We start from the raw sequence: 17,585 nt of genomic DNA, 5'->3' as shown, positions 1-17,585 counted from the left end.
GTTAATAAAACACACGGGCCCCATTGAGGGAACGGGGCCCGAATGCAATATAAAAAGCCCGAAAATTTTACTCATTTTGGCGCAAAAAGCAATCTAATTCGCCATCCTGTCTTTTCGGCTGATTTAGCGGCCCGGGAAGCCCGGCGGCATCATACCTTTCATGCCGCGCATCATCTTCGCCATACCGCCCTTTTTCATCTTCTTCATCATGCGCTGCATGTCGTCAAACTGCTTCAATAAGCGGTTAACGTCCTGCACCTGCATACCTGAACCGGTTGCAATGCGGCGCTTGCGGGAACCTTTGATGATCTCCGGCTTTTCGCGCTCTTTACGCGTCATGGAGTTGATCATCGATTCCATGCGCACCAGCACTTTATCGTCCATCTGCGACTTCACGTTATCAGGCAGTTGCCCCATGCCCGGCAGTTTGCCCATCAGGCTGGCCATGCCACCCATGTTACGCATCTGCTTGAGCTGATCGAGGAAGTCGTTCAGATCGAAGCCGTCACCCTTCTTGAGCTTGCTGGCCAGCTTTTCAGCCTGAGCACGGTCAACTTTGCTTTCGATATCTTCAATCAGCGACAGCACATCGCCCATTCCAAGGATACGGGAAGCAATACGTTCCGGGTAGAACGGCTCCAGAGCGTCGGTTTTTTCACCCACACCCATAAATTTAATCGGTTTGCCGGTGATTTGACGGATAGACAGGGCAGCACCGCCACGGGCATCACCGTCCACCTTGGTCAGGATCACACCGGTCAACGGCAGCGCTTCGTTAAACGCTTTCGCTGTATTGGCGGCATCCTGGCCGGTCATCGCATCGACCACAAACAGGGTTTCTACCGGGTTAATCGCGGCGTGAACCTGTTTGATTTCGTCCATCATCGCTTCGTCTACGTGTAAACGACCGGCGGTATCCACCAGCAGTACGTCGTAGAACTTCAGCTTAGCCTGCTGTAACGCATTCTTAACGATATCAACCGGCTTCTGGCTCAGATCGGATGGGCAGAAATCAACGCCAACCTGTTCAGCCAGGGTTTCCAACTGTTTGATCGCCGCCGGGCGATAAACGTCGGCAGAGACGACCAGCACTTTCTTTTTGTGCTTTTCGCGCAGGAATTTACCCAGCTTACCGACACTGGTGGTTTTACCCGCACCCTGCAGGCCAGCCATCAGCACCACGGCAGGAGGCTGCGCCGCCAGGTTAAGCGTGTTATTTTCTGCGCCCATCGCCGCGACCAGTTCACTCTGAACGATCTTGACGAACTCCTGACCTGGGGTCAGGCTTTTATTTACATCCTGACCTACCGCCCGCTCTTTTACGCGGTTGATAAAGTCACGCACCACCGGCAGCGCAACGTCCGCCTCAAGTAACGCCATGCGAACTTCGCGCAGCGTGTCCTTAATGTTGTCTTCGGTCAGCCGTCCACGGCCACTGATATTGCGCAGGGATTGCGACAATCTGTCGGTTAAATTATCAAACATCGTCTCTCGCTCAACGTAATGAGAGGTCGCCAGGCGACACAATGGGACGGATTATAACATGAAGCCGCTGCGATCTCAGCCATCTGCGTTGAGATCGTTTGGAGCCAGCAGCCGCTGACGCTATACTGATTTTTTTCTCATCTGGCTGGTACCTGACAACACCTATGTCCGTTTTTGCGATCCTGGCGCTACTCGCCTACTCCTTCAGCCTTGCTTTGATTATTCCCAGCCTGCTGCGCAAGCAAAGTGGATGGCGTCGCCTGGCGGTAATCTCAGCTGTAATCGCGCTGATTTGCCACGCTGTCGCGCTCGAACAGCGTATTTTTGCCATCGACGGCGGCCAGAATCTTAGCCTGCTGAATATTGGCTCACTGGTCAGCTTGCTGATTTGCGCGATCATGACCATCGTCGCCTCACGCAATCGTGGCTGGATGCTGCTGCCGATTGTGTACAGCTTTGCGTTGATCAACCTGGCCTTTGCCACGTTTGTTCCCAACGCCTTTATCACCCACCTCGAAACCACACCGGGGATGATGGTGCATATCGGTCTGGCACTGTTTGCATATGCTACGCTGATCATTGCCGCACTCTATGCCTTACAACTGGCGTGGATCGACTATCTGCTGAAAAACAAGAAGCTGGCCTTTAACAGTGATATCCCGCCGTTGATGACCATTGAGCGCAAGATGTTCCACATCACTCAGGTTGGCGTGGTGCTTCTGACGCTGGTGCTTTGCACAGGCTTGTTTTACATGCACGATCTTTTCAGTCGCGAGAATGTTGATAAAGCCGTGCTGTCGATTCTTGCCTGGTTCGTCTATATCGTTTTGCTTTGGGGTCATTATCACGAAGGCTGGCGCGGTCGCCGCGTAGCCTGGTTCAACTGCGGCGGGGCTTTTCTGCTGACCATGGCGTACTTCGGTAGCCGGATGTTGCAGCACTTCCTGTCCTCATGACCCTCCACTACAAGGAATTCCTTCGTTGGAACATGTTTCAACCACCACGTTAATTATCACTCTGGTCATCATGATTTTTGTCTCCGCCTACTTCTCAGGTTCCGAGACGGGGATGATGACCCTCAATCGCTATAAGCTTCGCCATCTGGCTAAAAACGGTAACCGTGCCGCTCGTCGTGTTGAAAAACTGCTGCGTCGTCCTGACCGCCTGATCAGCCTGGTGCTGATTGGCAATAACCTGGTGAATATTCTGGCCTCCGCGCTGGCCACCATCGTCGGCATGCGGCTATATGGCGATGCGGGTGTGGCCATCGCCACCGGGATCCTGACGTTTGCAGTACTGGTGTTCTCTGAAGTTCTGCCAAAAACCATTGCTGCGCTCTATCCGGAAAAAGTCGCTTTCCCCAGCAGCTTCCTGCTCGGCCCGTTACAGATCGTGATGATGCCGCTGGTGTGGTTGCTGAACACCATTACGCGCCTGCTGATGAGCATGGTGGGCATCAGAAGCGATGGGGCTATCAGCGGCGCATTAAGCAAAGACGAGCTGCGTACCATCGTGCATGAGTCGCGCTCACTGATGTCCCGTCGCAATCAGGACATGCTGCTGTCAGTGCTGGATCTGGAAAAAGTGAACGTCGATGACATCATGGTGCCCCGCAATGAGATTGCCGGCATTAATATCAATGATGACTGGAAATCGATTGTTCGCCAGCTGACCCACTCTCCTCATGGCCGCATCGTGCTCTACCGTGACTCACTTGATGACACCATCAGCATGCTGCGCGTGCGCGAAGCCTATCGACTGATGACCGAGAAGAAAGAGTTCACCAAGGAAGTCATGCTGCGCGCTGCGGACGAAATTTATTACGTTCCTGAGGGCACACCGCTGAACGTGCAGCTGGTTAAATTCCAGCGTAACAAAAAGAAGGTTGGCCTGGTGGTGGATGAGTATGGTGATATCAAAGGGCTGGTGACCATCGAAGACATTCTTGAAGAGATTGTCGGCGACTTCACCACCTCGATGTCCCCTACTCTGGCGGAAGAAGTGGTACCGCAGAATGACGGTTCAGTGCTGGTTGAAGGCAGTGCCAACATCCGTGAGCTGAACAAAGCCTTTAACTGGACGTTGCCAGAAGATGAAGCCCGAACGGTGAACGGCATGATCCTTGAAGAGATACAGGATATTCCGTTACCTAACACCCGGGTGAAAGTGGGCAACTATGCGATTGATATTCTTGATGTTCAGGAGAATATGATTAAGCAGGTACGCATCATACCGAAGAAATCGTTGAAAGAGTCAGTCGGATCGTAAAAGGCGGGCGGTAAAAAAGGGCGGGAAATTTTCCGCCCTGTTCAGAAGGTAAGACGTTGGGGCAAACTCACTTGCCCCGGACAAACTAGATGTGCAGTTCCTGCAGTTTGTCTTTCGGCAGCGCCAGTTCGTCGTTATGGTTCACGCGAATGTCGTTGTCGATAATGTGACGTGCAATATCCTGCGCTTCATCTAAAGAGTGCATCTCAAACGTGCCGCACTGATATTCGTTCAGTTCAGGGATTTTGCGCTGGTCGGTGACTTTCAGCACGTCCTGCATTGCCCCTTTCCAGGCTTTTGCCACACGCTGCTCATCAGGTGAACCAATCAGGCTCATGTAAAAGCCGGTACGGCAACCCATTGGGGAGATATCAATGATCTCCACGCCATCACCGTTCAGGTGGTTACGCATGAAGCCAGCAAACAGGTGCTCCAGCGTGTGGATCCCGCGCTCAGGCATCACTTCTTTGTTTGGCTTGCAGAAACGCAGGTCGAAAACGGTAATGGTATCGCCATGAGGAGTGTTCATGGTCTTAGCTACACGAACCGCAGGTGCCGCCATAATCGTATGATCGACAGTAAAGCTATCCAGCAATGGCATATTGTTACCTCAACTAATGAATTTATTTTCGAATCAGTGAAACTTTCTCTGTCGTGCCCGGTCTGAATATATGAAAGACGCGCAATTTTGTTATCATCATCCCTGACAACAGAGATGTTATTTTGGCCACAGCAATGTGGCCATTTTCTTTTCTTAACTGCGACTCTTTAAGAAGTCTTCAAAGTTAAGCGTATCACTTTCTTCGATTTCCTGCTGACTCGCATTTGAGCGAACAGCTTCCTGCTCAAAATCAGACTCAGTCAAAATTTCCAGCGACTCTTCAGCCAGCTGATGGCGATACTGTTCCGCCAGGGCCAGCCCCGTGCCGTCAATGCCGTTATCTTTCAGGGCATTCAGGAAACGTGCTGAATAGGTCAAATCCGGATCGTCGAAAGAAGCAACCAGACGGTCACACACTTCCTGATACAAATGATTTCCCTGCTGGCTATCCAGCGTTTCAGCCACGCGACGCAGATCTTTGAACAGCGTTTTGCCCACTTCTGCCAGCGGATGCTGCGCTTCACCACAACCCATGCCCAACATTAAGCCAGGCTTACGCCCTTCAAGGATCACGCGGTTCCAGTTAGTCCGGGTGCACAGCAGCTCGTCACTGCTCATCTCCGGCGCATCGGCCAGCGTACACCAAATCAGGAACAGATCCAGGAAGCGGACCTGATTCTCATCGACGCCAATGGCTGAGAACGGGTTGATATCCAGTGAACGGACTTCGATATACTCAATCCCACCACGCAGCAGCGCGTCAGACGGGTTCTCGCCGGAACGCGTGACGCGTTTAGGACGAATTGGCGCATAGAGCTCGTTTTCAATCTGCAGCACGTTGGTGTTCAGCTGCAACCAGTTACCCTGCTCGTCCTTAATGCCCATCTCGCCATACTCTTTCGACGGCGTTTTAATCGCCGCTTTCAGAGCCTTCACATAATCGGGCAGATTATTGAAGGTGATGCCCAGACCGTTCTGAGATTTGTTGGTATAACCGAGGTCGCTCAGACGTAATGAGGTGGCATAAGGCAGATACAGCATGCCCTTTTCCGTTTTCTCGAACGGCAACTTAGTCTCTTTTCCCTGCAGGAACGAAGAGCAGATCGCCGGAGATGCGCCGAACAGATAAGGAATGACCCAGCCAAAACGGTAGTAGTTACGGATCAGGCGCAGATAGCCTTCGGAGATCGCGTCCTGCCCGCTCTTCTCATCCTTACCTTCTCCCCATGCCTGCCAGAAAGAGAGCGGCAGTGAGAAGTTGTAATGGACGCCGGAAATAACCTGCATCAGCGAACCGTAGCGGTTTTTTAAGCCTTCGCGGTAGAGCGTTTTCATCTTACCGATGTTGGAGCTGCCGTACTGAGCCAGTTCGATATTCTGACTGTCTTCAATCAGGCACGGCATGCTCATTGGCCACATACGCTCTTCGCCTAAATCGCGGGAGGTATGACGGTGGATATCCCGTAAAAAGGCCAACAGTTTGTCGATATCGCCTTCTACCGGCGTAATGAATTCGAGCAGCGTTTCCGCAAAATCCGTGGTGATCCACTTGTGCGTTAACGCCGAGCCAAGAGATTTTGGGTGGCCGGTGGTCGCCAGATGACCATCTGGTCTGACGCGCAGCGTTTCGCGTTCAATACCGCGACCAATACCTTTTAATGCGTCAGGATGAGCTTCCAGCCAGGAAAGCGCCTGTGATACGTCCGGGATCAAATTGACCTCCCGCTCGGAGAAAAACTTATTATTGTTAAGCATAATGTTAACCGTAGCGCCGATTATTCGCGAATCAATGCCACCAATCCATGCCCTGTAGTGTTGCGTACGCCAACGCTATATAACGCAAGGTCTTGCCCACGGCGAGAAAAAACACCATCGGCAGCCAGGCAAAACGTAGCCAGCCAGCGAGAACGCATAGCAGGTCGCCAATCACTGGCAACCAACTCAATAGCAGCGCAGCAGGCCCCAAACGGTGCAGCCACGCCGTTGCTGTGTTATGCCATCGCCCCTGCTGTTTTAACGGCAGCCAGCGACCAATGATAATATTTGTCAGACCGCCTAGCGTGTTACCAAGTGCTGCGGTTGCAACAATGCCACTCACTGAAACCTTTCCTGCTATCAGCAAGCCCGCCAGTAACACTTCTGAACTGCCGGGCAGTAAGGTTGCACTGAGAAAGCTGCTGGCGAACATCGACCCGTAAGCGAGCCAGTCACTCACAGCAAACGTACATCGACGTAGTCCATTCCTGCGGCCTGAGCTGCCTGAATGCCGAAATCTGCGTCTTCAAACACCACGCAACGTGATGGAACCACCTTCATCAACTCTGCGCAGCGCACAAAGGTTTCTGGCTCGGGTTTGTGGCGGGTGACGTCATCGGCCCCCACAATCACATCGAAGTACTCACGTAGCCCCAGATGCTGCAGCAAGGCTTCTGCCATCGCATGTTCGCTACCGGTCCCTACCGCCATCGGACGACGCCCTTTATAGGCTTTCACCACCTCAATCAGCGGCAGTGGACGCACGGTATCAAAGAGCATCTCTTTTAGCGCCACGGTTTTTTCTTCCGCCAGCTTAAAAGGGTCCAGCGTACTTTGATGACTGGCGATGATCACTTCAGCAATACGCCAGGTCGGTGAGCCATTCAGGCCAATCACCGAGCGTTCATCAAAGTGCAGTCCATGGCGGGCCAGAACTTCATGCCAGGCCTTACGATGTGTTGGCTCCGTGTCCAAAATGGTGCCATCCATATCAAAGATCAACCCTGCATAACTGTCGTACATTCTGCTCTCTCCATCCTTGATCAAGTGAACAATTACTTTAGCGTAAAGCGGTGCACTTGTCGCTGTTGGCATGGATCCGCAAATGCCTTGATTTACATAGGGATTTTCATTATCAGAATTTGGCGTGAGAATAAGCTCAGAGGGTTCTAAACAGGAGTAGACATGTTTTATACAGGGTAATCAGAGGGTTAATATTTTGAGGGTGGTAAATTGTTGTGAAGAGGAGATGTTGTGCGGAACGGTAATCATCCTTTGTGCTGGCTTCAGCTACACGCTAATTTGCCAGAACAGCGATGCTGCCAGAATTGCAGAATATGGTGCATCCAGGAGGATTATTCGGCTTCGCCTCACCCTTACGGGCCGTTGCTGAAGCAACGTTATCCTCCCTGGTGCTGGCTTCAATCACAGGTAACTTTGCCAAACCGGAGGAGCTATAAGACTTGGGAAATATGGTGCATCCAGGAGGATTCGAACCTCCGACCGCTCGGTTCGTAGCCGAGTACTCTATCCAGCTGAGCTATGGATGCATTGGGAAATGCGGTAATGCTGAGGGGTAATGCGATGATACCGTCAAGTGCGCTGGCTGAATTGTTGAGAGAGACAACTCAGTCGACCACAAAGACCGTAAAATCTGTATTCTGGTGCTGCCAGAATTGCAAAATATGGTGCATCCAGGAGGATTCGAACCTCCGACCGCTCGGTTCGTAGCCGAGTACTCTATCCAGCTGAGCTATGGATGCATCGGAAAAACTAAGGGGAGATAACGCGACAAACCTGAGGTGATACAGAAGAAACTAATTGCCATTCGAAGGAACGCTTTCACTTCTCAGAAATGGTGCATCCAGGAGGATTCGAACCTCCGACCGCTCGGTTCGTAGCCGAGTACTCTATCCAGCTGAGCTATGGATGCATGACATATTCTGGTATAACGCAGGGTGCTAACGACTCACCGTGATACAAGCTGCTAACAAGTATCGTACTACACACAAAAAAGTTTCGTTCAAACTCTCTCGTAAAATGGTGCATCCAGGAGGATTCGAACCTCCGACCGCTCGGTTCGTAGCCGAGTACTCTATCCAGCTGAGCTATGGATGCAAATGGCGGTGAGGCGGGGATTCGAACCCCGGATGCAGCTTTTGACCGCATACTCCCTTAGCAGGGGAGCGCCTTCAGCCTCTCGGCCACCTCACCAGTACGCACTCTTGCGAGTTGTGCTTCAGAACTTGATAACTGCTCATCGGCACTGCGTGGCGCACATATTACTTTGGCGGACTTATAAGTCAAACAATTTTTCCCCCTACGTGTTTGATTGCACAATTCGCAGGCAATACGGGTGTTTTGGCGACAAAAAGATTGAAATATCAACAATAATACCCAGGAGATAATGCAATAAGCTCAGCGCAAGAAAATACGATTGAGGGAAGATTTTGGGCCACGACAGCCAATACAGGGCAATCAAAAGCGGCATTGAGGCAGAAACAGTGAAAAGTTCAGGGCAACAGAGAAAGCGGAACGGGGGATTTAAGACAGAAGAATGGCAGGGATGAGGAAGAAAACCGGTAGCGCCTCGCTAAGCGTAGCGAGACGCCGGATCCGTTAGTAACTCGTTTGCTGAGTTTTTTCGGCCTGAATACGCTGATAGATCTCTTCGCGATGGACAGACACTTCTTTAGGGGCGTTCACACCGATGCGAACCTGGTTCCCTTTCACACCCAGCACCGTTACAGTCACCTCATCGCCAATCATGAGGGTTTCACCAACTCGACGAGTTAGAATAAGCATTCTTTGCTCCTTGAAAGATTAAAAGAGTCGGGTTAACTGTCGCCCGGCATTATCCATCGTATAACGCTAAATATAGACTATGACAAATACACCACAAGTGCACCATCATACCAATACATTCTGCTGATACTTAGTTTAGCCGAAATACCCTTCGCTAACCTGACTTTGTGTTTTTTAAGAGTGCACCCATCAGTAAGCGCCATGGAGTGACTCCATAGCGCCTTCTGCGCGCATTTTTTATTTTGTTACAGCTTTGCAGCGACCCACGACTCAACGCCTGCCAGTGCCGCAGGCAGCGCCTGAGCATCGGTGCCACCCGCCTGAGCCATATCAGGACGACCACCACCTTTACCGCCAACCTGCTGAGCCAGTTCGCCCACCAGTTCGCCGGCTTTAACCCGATCGGTCAGATCTTTCGTTACCCCGGCAATCAGGGAGACTTTCCCATCCGCCACGGTCGCCAGCACGATGATCGCTGACTTGAGCTGATTTTTCAGCTCGTCGACCATCGTACGCAGCATCTTCGGCTCAACGTTGCTCAATTCACTGACCAGCAACCTGGTGCCTTTAATTTGAATCGCTTTACTGCTCAGGGACGCACTCTCCTGCGCCGCCTGCTGATCCTTAAGCTGCTGCAGCTCCCTTTCCAGGCCACGTACGTGATCAATCATCGCACGTACCTTTTCGTTCAGGTTGCTGTTGTTGGCTTTAATCAGATGGGCAATGTCCTGCAACTGCTCGCTCTGGGCATACATCAGGCCCAACGCGCCTTCACCGGTTACTGCCTCAATACGACGCACGCCAGCTGCCGTACCTGACTCAGACAGAATGCGGAACAGGCCGATATCACCGGTACGGCTGGCGTGGGTACCGCCACAAAGTTCCGTGGAGAAGTCACCCATGCTCAGCACACGCACGTGATCGTCATACTTCTCACCGAACAGCGCCATCGCACCATGGGATTTGGCGGCTTCCAGCTCCATGATATTGGTTTCAATGGCCAGATTGCGACGAACCTGGGCATTAACAATCTCTTCAACCTGGCGAATTTCTTCTGGCTTCATCGCTTCAAAATGCGAGAAGTCAAAACGCAGGTATTTGTCGTTAACCAGAGAGCCTTTCTGCGCCACATGATGACCCAGAACCTGACGTAATGCAGCATGTAACAGGTGCGTAGCAGAGTGATTCAGACGAATGCGGTCACGACGTGCCTGGTCAACCTGCGCGGACAGACGATCGCCAATGCGGATTTGCCCGGCGGCCAGCGTGCCAGTATGACCAATCGCCTGACCGTATTTCTGCGTGTCGTTAACGGTAAAGGTGGCTGCATCGCCTTTCAGCTCGCCGGTATCGCCAACCTGGCCACCCGATTCGCCATAGAATGGCGTCTCATCCAGCACAATCACCCCTTCCTGCCCTGCCACAATCTCTGTCGCCGGTTTGCCATCGACAAAAATAGCGGTCACGGTGGAGTTCAGTTCAAGCTGCTCGTAGCCTTTGAAGGCAGACGCGGCATCAATCTGGATCACTTTGCTGTAATCAGCGCCGAAGCCACTGGCCTCACGCGCACGTTGACGCTGCTGCTCCATGGCTTTCTCGAAGCCAGCCTCATCAATCTTCAGATTTCTTTCACGGCAGACGTCAGCCGTAAGGTCAGCCGGGAAGCCGAAGGTGTCATACAGACGGAAGACGGTTTCGCCATCCAGCGTATCGCCCTGCAACTTCTCCAACTCTTCATCCAGCAGCGCCAGACCACGCTCCAGCGTTTTAGCAAACTGCTCTTCTTCTGTTTTCAGGATCTGCTCAACCTGAGACTGCTGGCTTGCCAGCTCTTCGCCCGCGGAACCCATCACAGAAATCAACGGCCCAACCAGTTTCCAGAAGAAGCTGCCCTGCGCGCCCAGCATGTTGCCATGACGGACAGCACGACGAATGATGCGGCGCAGCACGTAGCCACGGTTCTCATTCGAAGGGATAACCCCGTCAGCAATCAGGAAGGCACAAGAACGAATATGATCGGCAATCACGCGCAGGGATTTGCTGGTCAAATCCGTGGCGCCCGTCACCTCAGCAACCGACGCGATCAGCCTGGCGAACAGGTCGATTTCGTAGTTAGAATTAACGTGCTGCAGAACGGCAGTAATACGCTCCAGGCCCATGCCAGTATCGACAGATGGCTTAGGCAACGGCAGCATGGTTCCGTCTGGCTGACGGTTGAACTGCATAAAGACGATGTTCCAGATCTCGATAAAGCGATCGCCATCTTCTTCCGGGCTACCCGGAGGGCCACCCCAGATGTGATCGCCATGGTCGAAGAAGATCTCGGAGCACGGGCCGCAAGGACCGGTATCGCCCATCTGCCAGAAGTTATCGGAGGCATACGCGCCGCCCTTATTATCACCGATGCGGATAATGCGCTCACGCGGCACGCCCACTTCTTTTTCCCAGATGTCGAAGGCTTCGTCATCGGTCTCGTAAACGGTGACCCACAGTTTCTCTTTCGGCAGGTTAAACCACGGCGCGCCGGTCAACAGTTCCCACGCAAAGCCAATGGCCTCGCGCTTGAAATAGTCGCCGAAGCTGAAGTTACCCAGCATTTCAAAGAAAGTGTGGTGACGGGCGGTATAGCCCACGTTTTCCAGGTCGTTATGCTTGCCACCCGCGCGCACGCAGCGCTGAGAGGTGGTGGCGCGGGAATAGTTGCGCTTATCCTGACCGAGGAAAACATCTTTAAACTGGTTCATCCCGGCGTTAGTGAACAACAACGTCGGATCGTTGTTTGGGACGAGGGAGCTACTGGCTACAACCTGATGTCCCTTGCTTTGGAAAAAGTCGAGAAACGCCTGGCGAATCTCCGCAGTGCTCTTGCTCATAATTGTCCCTGAATCACGCTAAAGACTGTTTCGTGAGTCTTACCTCGCCAGAAAGCGTTAGTCTTCGCTGGCAACTCACGAACAAAAAGTGGTGAATAAGATAAATTTTCTTCGGGGGGAAGTAAAATCCCATCGTCGGTCATTCGTCAAAATTTGAGAAAATGGCGCGAATATCGTCGGAAAAGAAGCCTTTGGTCATCAGATAGCGTTGGACTTTGGCTTTCTCCTTCCAGTCGGTAGGCAGCGGTAAGCCAAATTTGCGTTCAGCGACTTCAAATGCCTGGCGCGCCCAGTCAATTTCGCTATTGGCCAGCACCTCATCCGTCAGCGCCTTGTCTATCCCCTTCTGCCCCATCTCCATCCGAATACGCTGTGGGCCATAGCCTTCTCGGCTGCGGCTGGCGACAAAACGCTCGGCAAAATGGGCATCATCCAGATAGCGGTTTTCATAGCACCAGGCCACCACGCGGTCGATTTGCTCCGGCGTGATGGTCTCCGGTTCCTGAGACTTGTTTTTGGCATACATCGCGGCGCGTTCGGCTGACAACGCCAGCTTGCGGCGAAACTCAACTTCGCTGTGATCGCGCATGGCAAGAATGCGCATTGCCCGATCCAGCAGGCGAGCGAACTGGCTACGTTCAGTGGCGTCAGACATCTTGCTCCACGTTTTTTCAGGTTTAAAGGGGGATCACACGGTAAGGGTAGCGAGGTTGAAAGCAAGAAACAAAAAAAGGAACGGATTTAATCCCGTTCCTTTTTTCTCATGCTGACAGCGCAGGCTGTCAGGAACGAAATCAGAAGTTTTCGTTGGTTTCGCTGGTTTCATCCAGCTCGGCCGCCGTTGCCACAAAATCAGGCTTGGTGTCCGGGTTGGTCAGCAGCGTAGCACGCAGTTTAGCTTCAATTTCGTTGGCGATAGCCGGGTTCTCTTTCAGGAAGTTGCCTGAGTTCGCTTTACCCTGACCAATCTTATCGCCGTTGTAGCTGTACCAGGCACCGGCTTTTTCAATCAGCTTGTGCTTCACGCCCAGGTCTACCAGCTCACCGTAAATGTTGATGCCTTCGCCATACATGATCTGGAACTCAGCCTGCTTGAATGGCGCAGCAATTTTGTTCTTCACCACCTTCACGCGGGTTTCGCTGCCGACGACTTCGTCACCTTCTTTAATCGCGCCAATACGGCGGATATCCAGACGGACAGAAGCGTAGAACTTCAGCGCGTTACCACCGGTCGTGGTTTCCGGGTTACCGAACATCACACCAATTTTCATACGGATCTGGTTGATGAAGATCAGCAGGGTGCCAGAGTTTTTCAGGTTACCGGCCAGCTTACGCATTGCCTGGCTCATCATACGTGCCGCAAGGCCCATATGAGAGTCACCAATTTCACCTTCAATTTCTGCTTTCGGCGTCAGTGCAGCCACGGAGTCAACGATGATCACGTCTACCGCACCTGAGCGGGCCAACGCGTCACAGATTTCCAGCGCCTGCTCACCGGTGTCCGGCTGAGAACACAGCAGGTTATCGATATCTACGCCAAGCTTTTTGGCATAGACCGGGTCAAGGGCATGCTCTGCATCGATAAACGCACAGGTTTTACCTTTACGCTGTGCAGAAGCGATCACCTGCAGGGTCAGCGTTGTTTTACCGGAAGACTCAGGGCCATAGATTTCAACGATACGCCCCATTGGCAGGCCGCCCGCACCCAGTGCGATATCCAGTGACAGGGAACCGGTCGAGATGGTTTCCACGTCCATGGTACGGTCTTCACCCAGGCGCATGATGGAGCCTTTACCAAATTGCTTTTCAATCTGGCCCAGCGCTGCTGCCAGTGCTTTTTGCTTGTTTTCGTCGATAGCCATTTTCGCTCCTAATCATGCGGGGTAAAGCACACGCACACGCGGCTTTGCATATACTCAATATGGGGCTGATTATACTGTATGGTCATACAGTATCAAGTTTAATTTTCGAGAAAATGATCGCGCAGGGTCTGGAGCGCCCAGGCGGTGGCCTGACGGCGAACCGCTTCACGGTCACCGGAGAAAACCTGGCGTTGGGCCAGCGTCTCTTTGCCTTCCGCGGCAAAACCGAACCAGACCGTGCCCACGGGTTTTTCTGCCGAACCGCCATCCGGGCCGGCTATCCCACTGACAGATAGTGCAAAATTCGCCCGCGCCTGCTGCCGCGCGCCTTCGGCCATTTCCCGCACCACCGGTTCGCTGACGGCACCAAAACGCGCCAGCGAGGCGGCAGTCACGCCAACTAAATCCGCTTTCGCCTCATTACTGTAGGTCACGAAGCCGCGCTCAAACCATTGCGAACTGCCGGCGATATCGGTCAGCACTTTGGCGATCCAGCCGCCGGTGCAGGACTCCGCCGCCGTCACCGTCGCCTTGCGTTGTAACAGCCGCTGCCCGATGTCCTTACTCAGCTGCATTAATTCTGTGTCCGTCATCCCGACTCCTCTTTTCCCTCACTAACAGAACCGCAAGCCTAGCATTTTTTCTCGTTAAAAGAGGCCGCAAACGCCGTATTTGCGCGCCGTCTTCCAGTAAAAACGCAGGCTCACCCTTTTCGGGCCACCATAAACAGCCGAGGGAAAGGCATCAGCACATTGCCATCCTGACGGACCGAATAAGCACCGGCCAGCTCACGCAAATACTCCGCGAGGAAAGCCTCTTGATCCGGTTCACTCAGCGGGGTCAGAAACGGCCGCAAGCCGGTCGCCTTCAGCCAGTCCACCATCGCCTGATGCGACGGCATGACATGGTAATAAGTGGTGCGCCAGATATCGACCTTGCAGCCCGCCGCACTCAGCAAATCGTAATACGCTTCGGTGCTGAGCAGTTTCTTGCGGTCGGCGGCACCTGGGCCAATTTTCTCTGCCCACCGGCGGTCTTCCGCCACTTTGCGCATCAGGCTGTGCGTCGGCTGGTCGAGGTTATCAGGCATCTGGATTGCCAGCACGCCACCGGAAGCCAGCTGTGCCACCAAATGGGGGAACAACTGCTGATGATCGGTCAGCCACTGCAAAGAAGCGTTGGCGTAAATCACCTCCTGCGGCACGTCAGCCTGCCAGTGACGGATATCGGTCTGCACGAAATGGCAATCAGGCAGTCGTTTCAGCGCCTGCTCCAGCATGGCCTGCGAGCTGTCCAGCCCCGTCACGCGGGCTTCTGGCCAGGCCTGACAGAGCAGCTCGGTACTGTTGCCCGGTCCGCACCCCAGATCGGTGGCACGGCTGACATGTCGGAGGGGAATGCGGGAGAGTAATTCGGTGGCAGGACGCGTCCGTTCAGCTTCGAACTGACGGTAAAGATCGGGATTCCAGTCTTTCATGTGTTCCTCATTATAACGGTCAACCCTACGCATTAACTGTAGCATCTAACGCCTGGGCAAGATCGGCAAGCAGATCCGCGCAGTCTTCAATGCCCACCGACAGGCGCAGCAGATCGTCAGGACAACGAGATCCTTCGCCTTCCGTACTGCGACGGTGTTCAATCAGGCTTTCTGTCGACCCTAATGATGTTGAATGACGGAAGACGCGGGTGCGACGACAAAACGCGGCCGCGGCTTTTGCACCGGCGCTGAGCTGGAAAGAGAGCATTGCGCCAAAGCCGCCAGAGAACTGGGCCTCAGCGCGGGCAAAATGGGGATTTTGTTCCAGCCCGGGATAGTGCACCCCGGAGACGCCAGGCTGCTGTGCCAGCCAGCGCGCAATCTTCAACGCATTCTCAGAGGCCCTTTCCACCCGAAGCGCCAGCGTGCGCATGCCGCGTAACAGCAGCCAGGCTTCCATTGCCGGCAACACCGAACCGGATGCGGTGCGGTAAGCGATAATCTCCTGCCACCACGCGTCCGGCCTGGCGGTCACCAGCGCGCCAGCCGTTAAATCGCCGTGGCCATTCAGGTATTTGGTCGCCGAATGCAGCACCACGTCCGCCCCCAGCGTCAGCGCGTTGAGCCATAACGGCGTGGCCACGGTGGCATCCACCACCAGCCTCGCCCCCACCCGATGAGCCACCTTCGCCAGCGCCGCAATATCGGCAATTTTCCATAAGGGATTGGTGGGCAGCTCGGCCCAGATCAAATTCGTATGACCCTGACGCGTTGCCTGCCCGACCGCTTCCAGGTTACAAAGGTCCACCAGCGTTAAGGCGATCCCCTGCCGCTGGCAGTAGCGGCTGATGATGGTACGAAACTCGTAATAGCAATCCGCTTCGAGGATCACGCCGTCACCCGGTGTAAGGGTAGAAAGTACGGCCCAAGCTGCAGACGCCCCGGCGTTGAAGAAGGCACAACCCTGACCGTTTTCGAGGGTATTGAGTAGCGATTCAGCCAGTAATACCGACGAATTTCCGCTACGGGCATAGCCCAGTGCGCCTTCACTGCCGTCGATAACCGAGGTAACGCTGCTCTGAACAGGCGGCACAAGCCCACCGCTTTGCGGGCAGGTGTAATGGCCGAGTCCAGCCAGCAAGGTGGCATTTTTACGCATAGCGGCTTGTTTCCTGTTGATTTTTTGGCCATTATCGATTGTCGACAATCAATTGTCTATCTTTTGACCAGCGATTTTTCCCACTGTGAGGTTATGAATGAACGCATCTCAGCCTGAGGGCCTTGATGAAAAAATTGCCGGAATGGTGAAAGGGTTGGCGCCCCACCTGATTGCGCTGCGCCGCGATATTCATGCGCATCCGGAGCTGGGTTTTGATACCCATCGTACGGCAGACGTGATCGCCCAGGAGCTGCAGAAATTAGGCTTTGAGCCGCAGACCGGCGTGGGAAAAACCGGCGTCATGCTGGATATTCACGGTGCAGAGTCAGGCCCAAGTCTGTTGCTGCGTGCCGATATGGATGCCCTGCCTATCGAAGAGAAAACCGGATTGCCGTTTGCCAGCGTCTGGCCGGGCAAAATGCACGCCTGCGGTCATGACCTGCACACGGCAACCCTGCTGGGCGTGGCGGCCACGCTGAAAGAGCTGCAGCCGTTGCTGAAAGGGTCGGTGCGCCTGATCTTCCAGCCGGCGGAAGAAACCACCGAAAGCGGTGCCGCGGCGATGATTGCCGACGGAGCCGCCGATGGCCAGGACATGGCGATCACCTTCCATAACCGCCCGGAACTGGCGGTAGGTAATATTATGCTGACCCGTGGCGCCAGTACCGCGTCCTGCGATGAGTTCGACGTGCAGGTGATCGGCATCTCCGGTCACGCCGCCCGTCCTCATGCCGCCGCGGACCCGATTGTTGCCACCGCGTATTTGATTACCCAACTGCAAACCATCATCTCCCGCGAGATGGATCCAGCCCAGTCAGCGGTATTGACCGTGGGGCACATTGAAGGCGGCGCCATCCACAATATTATTCCGGATTCCTGCCTGTTTCGGGGCACGGTTCGGGCGCGCTCGGCCGCCTCACGCGATCATGTTGAAGCCGCCTTCCGCCGCGTGTGTGCCGGTGTGGCGCTGTCGATGAACGTCAAGGTGGAGATCAACTATCAGCGTGGCGTTCCGCCACTGCTCAATGACGACCGGATGGTCGACCTCGCCGAGCAAAGCATCACCCGCCAGTTTAAGCAGCAGCCTGAAGTGCAGCAAGGCAGAAGCTTCGGCGCGGAAGACTTCTCCTACTTTTCCGACCGGGTTCCGGCCTGTCAGATCCATATTGGGTCGGCTCAGCCTGGCCGTAACGACCATGTTCATAACTCAGACTATCAGCCAGACGAAGGCTGCATCAGCGTCGGTGCCATCGCGCTGACGCGTTTAACGCTGGATATTCTCTCTTAATCCGTTTTTCAC

General features: G+C 53.9%; 15 protein-coding genes and 5 tRNA genes. 3 read left to right on the top strand and 17 right to left on the bottom strand.

The window, feature by feature from the left end; genetic code table 11:
• Positions 1 to 123 precede the first annotated feature (123 nt).
• A complete protein-coding gene (gene ffh, locus ACXKZG_RS05325; protein ID WP_013203489.1) occupies positions 124 to 1,485 on the bottom strand; it encodes a signal recognition particle protein in 1,362 nt (453 codons plus the stop codon).
• Between the two features lie 164 nt (positions 1,486 to 1,649).
• Between ffh and ACXKZG_RS05320 the strand changes: the two genes are divergently transcribed.
• Both ACXKZG_RS05320 and ACXKZG_RS05315 read left to right on the top strand, forming a co-directional pair.
• Positions 1,650 to 2,441, top strand: a complete 792-nt coding sequence (locus ACXKZG_RS05320; RefSeq protein ID WP_134822602.1) for a cytochrome C assembly family protein — start codon at positions 1,650 to 1,652, stop codon at positions 2,439 to 2,441.
• Positions 2,442 to 2,466: 25 nt separating this feature from the next.
• Positions 2,467 to 3,753 (top strand): HlyC/CorC family transporter, encoded by a 1,287-nt coding sequence (locus tag ACXKZG_RS05315; protein ID WP_041692104.1) that lies wholly within the window; start codon positions 2,467 to 2,469, stop codon positions 3,751 to 3,753.
• Positions 3,754 to 3,838: 85 nt separating this feature from the next.
• Here ACXKZG_RS05315 and luxS read toward each other — a convergent pair whose 3' ends face one another.
• From luxS to ACXKZG_RS05235, 16 genes are all read right to left on the bottom strand, one after another.
• Complete coding sequence (gene luxS, locus ACXKZG_RS05310) at positions 3,839 to 4,354, bottom strand: S-ribosylhomocysteine lyase (RefSeq protein WP_488875817.1); 516 nt, start codon at positions 4,352 to 4,354, stop codon at positions 3,839 to 3,841.
• Positions 4,355 to 4,507: 153 nt separating this feature from the next.
• Entirely contained in the window at positions 4,508 to 6,109 is a 1,602-nt protein-coding gene (gshA, locus tag ACXKZG_RS05305) for a glutamate--cysteine ligase (protein ID WP_041692105.1), read from the bottom strand.
• A 31-nt stretch (positions 6,110 to 6,140) separates the two neighbouring features.
• Positions 6,141 to 6,569 carry a YqaA family protein gene (locus ACXKZG_RS05300; protein WP_041692106.1) on the bottom strand — a complete coding sequence of 143 codons (429 nt, stop codon included), beginning with the start codon at positions 6,567 to 6,569 and terminating at the stop codon, positions 6,141 to 6,143.
• The gene (gene yqaB, locus ACXKZG_RS05295; RefSeq protein WP_488875816.1) at positions 6,566 to 7,132 is read right to left on the bottom strand and encodes a fructose-1-phosphate/6-phosphogluconate phosphatase; all 567 of its coding nucleotides are present in this window, start codon (positions 7,130 to 7,132) and stop codon (positions 6,566 to 6,568) included. The genes ACXKZG_RS05300 and yqaB overlap by 4 nt, the downstream gene beginning before the upstream one ends.
• 450 nt (positions 7,133 to 7,582) lie before the next feature.
• Positions 7,583 to 7,659, bottom strand: a tRNA-Arg gene (locus ACXKZG_RS05290).
• 136 nt (positions 7,660 to 7,795) lie between these two features.
• Positions 7,796 to 7,872, bottom strand: a tRNA-Arg gene (locus ACXKZG_RS05285).
• A 93-nt stretch (positions 7,873 to 7,965) separates the two neighbouring features.
• Positions 7,966 to 8,042, bottom strand: a tRNA-Arg gene (locus ACXKZG_RS05280).
• A gap of 108 nt (positions 8,043 to 8,150) precedes the next feature.
• A tRNA-Arg gene (locus ACXKZG_RS05275) sits at positions 8,151 to 8,227 on the bottom strand.
• A gap of 3 nt (positions 8,228 to 8,230) precedes the next feature.
• Positions 8,231 to 8,323 (bottom strand) — tRNA-Ser (locus ACXKZG_RS05270).
• 405 nt (positions 8,324 to 8,728) lie between these two features.
• Entirely contained in the window at positions 8,729 to 8,914 is a 186-nt protein-coding gene (gene csrA, locus ACXKZG_RS05265) for a carbon storage regulator CsrA (protein ID WP_004155916.1), read from the bottom strand.
• Positions 8,915 to 9,159: 245 nt separating this feature from the next.
• Positions 9,160 to 11,787 carry an alanine--tRNA ligase gene (gene alaS / locus ACXKZG_RS05260; RefSeq protein ID WP_488875815.1) on the bottom strand — a complete coding sequence of 876 codons (2,628 nt, stop codon included), beginning with the start codon at positions 11,785 to 11,787 and terminating at the stop codon, positions 9,160 to 9,162.
• A 139-nt stretch (positions 11,788 to 11,926) separates the two neighbouring features.
• A complete protein-coding gene (locus tag ACXKZG_RS05255; RefSeq protein ID WP_488875814.1) occupies positions 11,927 to 12,442 on the bottom strand; it encodes a regulatory protein RecX in 516 nt (171 codons plus the stop codon).
• A 139-nt stretch (positions 12,443 to 12,581) separates the two neighbouring features.
• Positions 12,582 to 13,649 (bottom strand): recombinase RecA, encoded by a 1,068-nt coding sequence (gene recA / locus ACXKZG_RS05250; RefSeq protein ID WP_013203498.1) that lies wholly within the window; start codon positions 13,647 to 13,649, stop codon positions 12,582 to 12,584.
• A gap of 98 nt (positions 13,650 to 13,747) precedes the next feature.
• Entirely contained in the window at positions 13,748 to 14,242 is a 495-nt protein-coding gene (gene pncC, locus ACXKZG_RS05245) for a nicotinamide-nucleotide amidase (protein ID WP_206403676.1), read from the bottom strand.
• Between the two features lie 110 nt (positions 14,243 to 14,352).
• Positions 14,353 to 15,126, bottom strand: a complete 774-nt coding sequence (gene tam / locus ACXKZG_RS05240; protein ID WP_013203500.1) for a trans-aconitate 2-methyltransferase — start codon at positions 15,124 to 15,126, stop codon at positions 14,353 to 14,355.
• Positions 15,127 to 15,151: 25 nt separating this feature from the next.
• A complete protein-coding gene (locus ACXKZG_RS05235) occupies positions 15,152 to 16,285 on the bottom strand; it encodes a trans-sulfuration enzyme family protein (RefSeq protein ID WP_013203501.1) in 1,134 nt (377 codons plus the stop codon).
• Positions 16,286 to 16,382: 97 nt separating this feature from the next.
• Between ACXKZG_RS05235 and ACXKZG_RS05230 the strand changes: the two genes are divergently transcribed.
• Entirely contained in the window at positions 16,383 to 17,573 is a 1,191-nt protein-coding gene (locus tag ACXKZG_RS05230; RefSeq protein WP_488875813.1) for a M20 metallopeptidase family protein, read from the top strand.
• Positions 17,574 to 17,585: the final 12 nt, after the last annotated feature.

It is taken from the genome of Erwinia sp. 2186, assembly GCF_057812255.1.
Note: the sequence above shows the minus strand (reverse complement) of the source record. Positions and strands in the feature narration are given on the sequence as shown.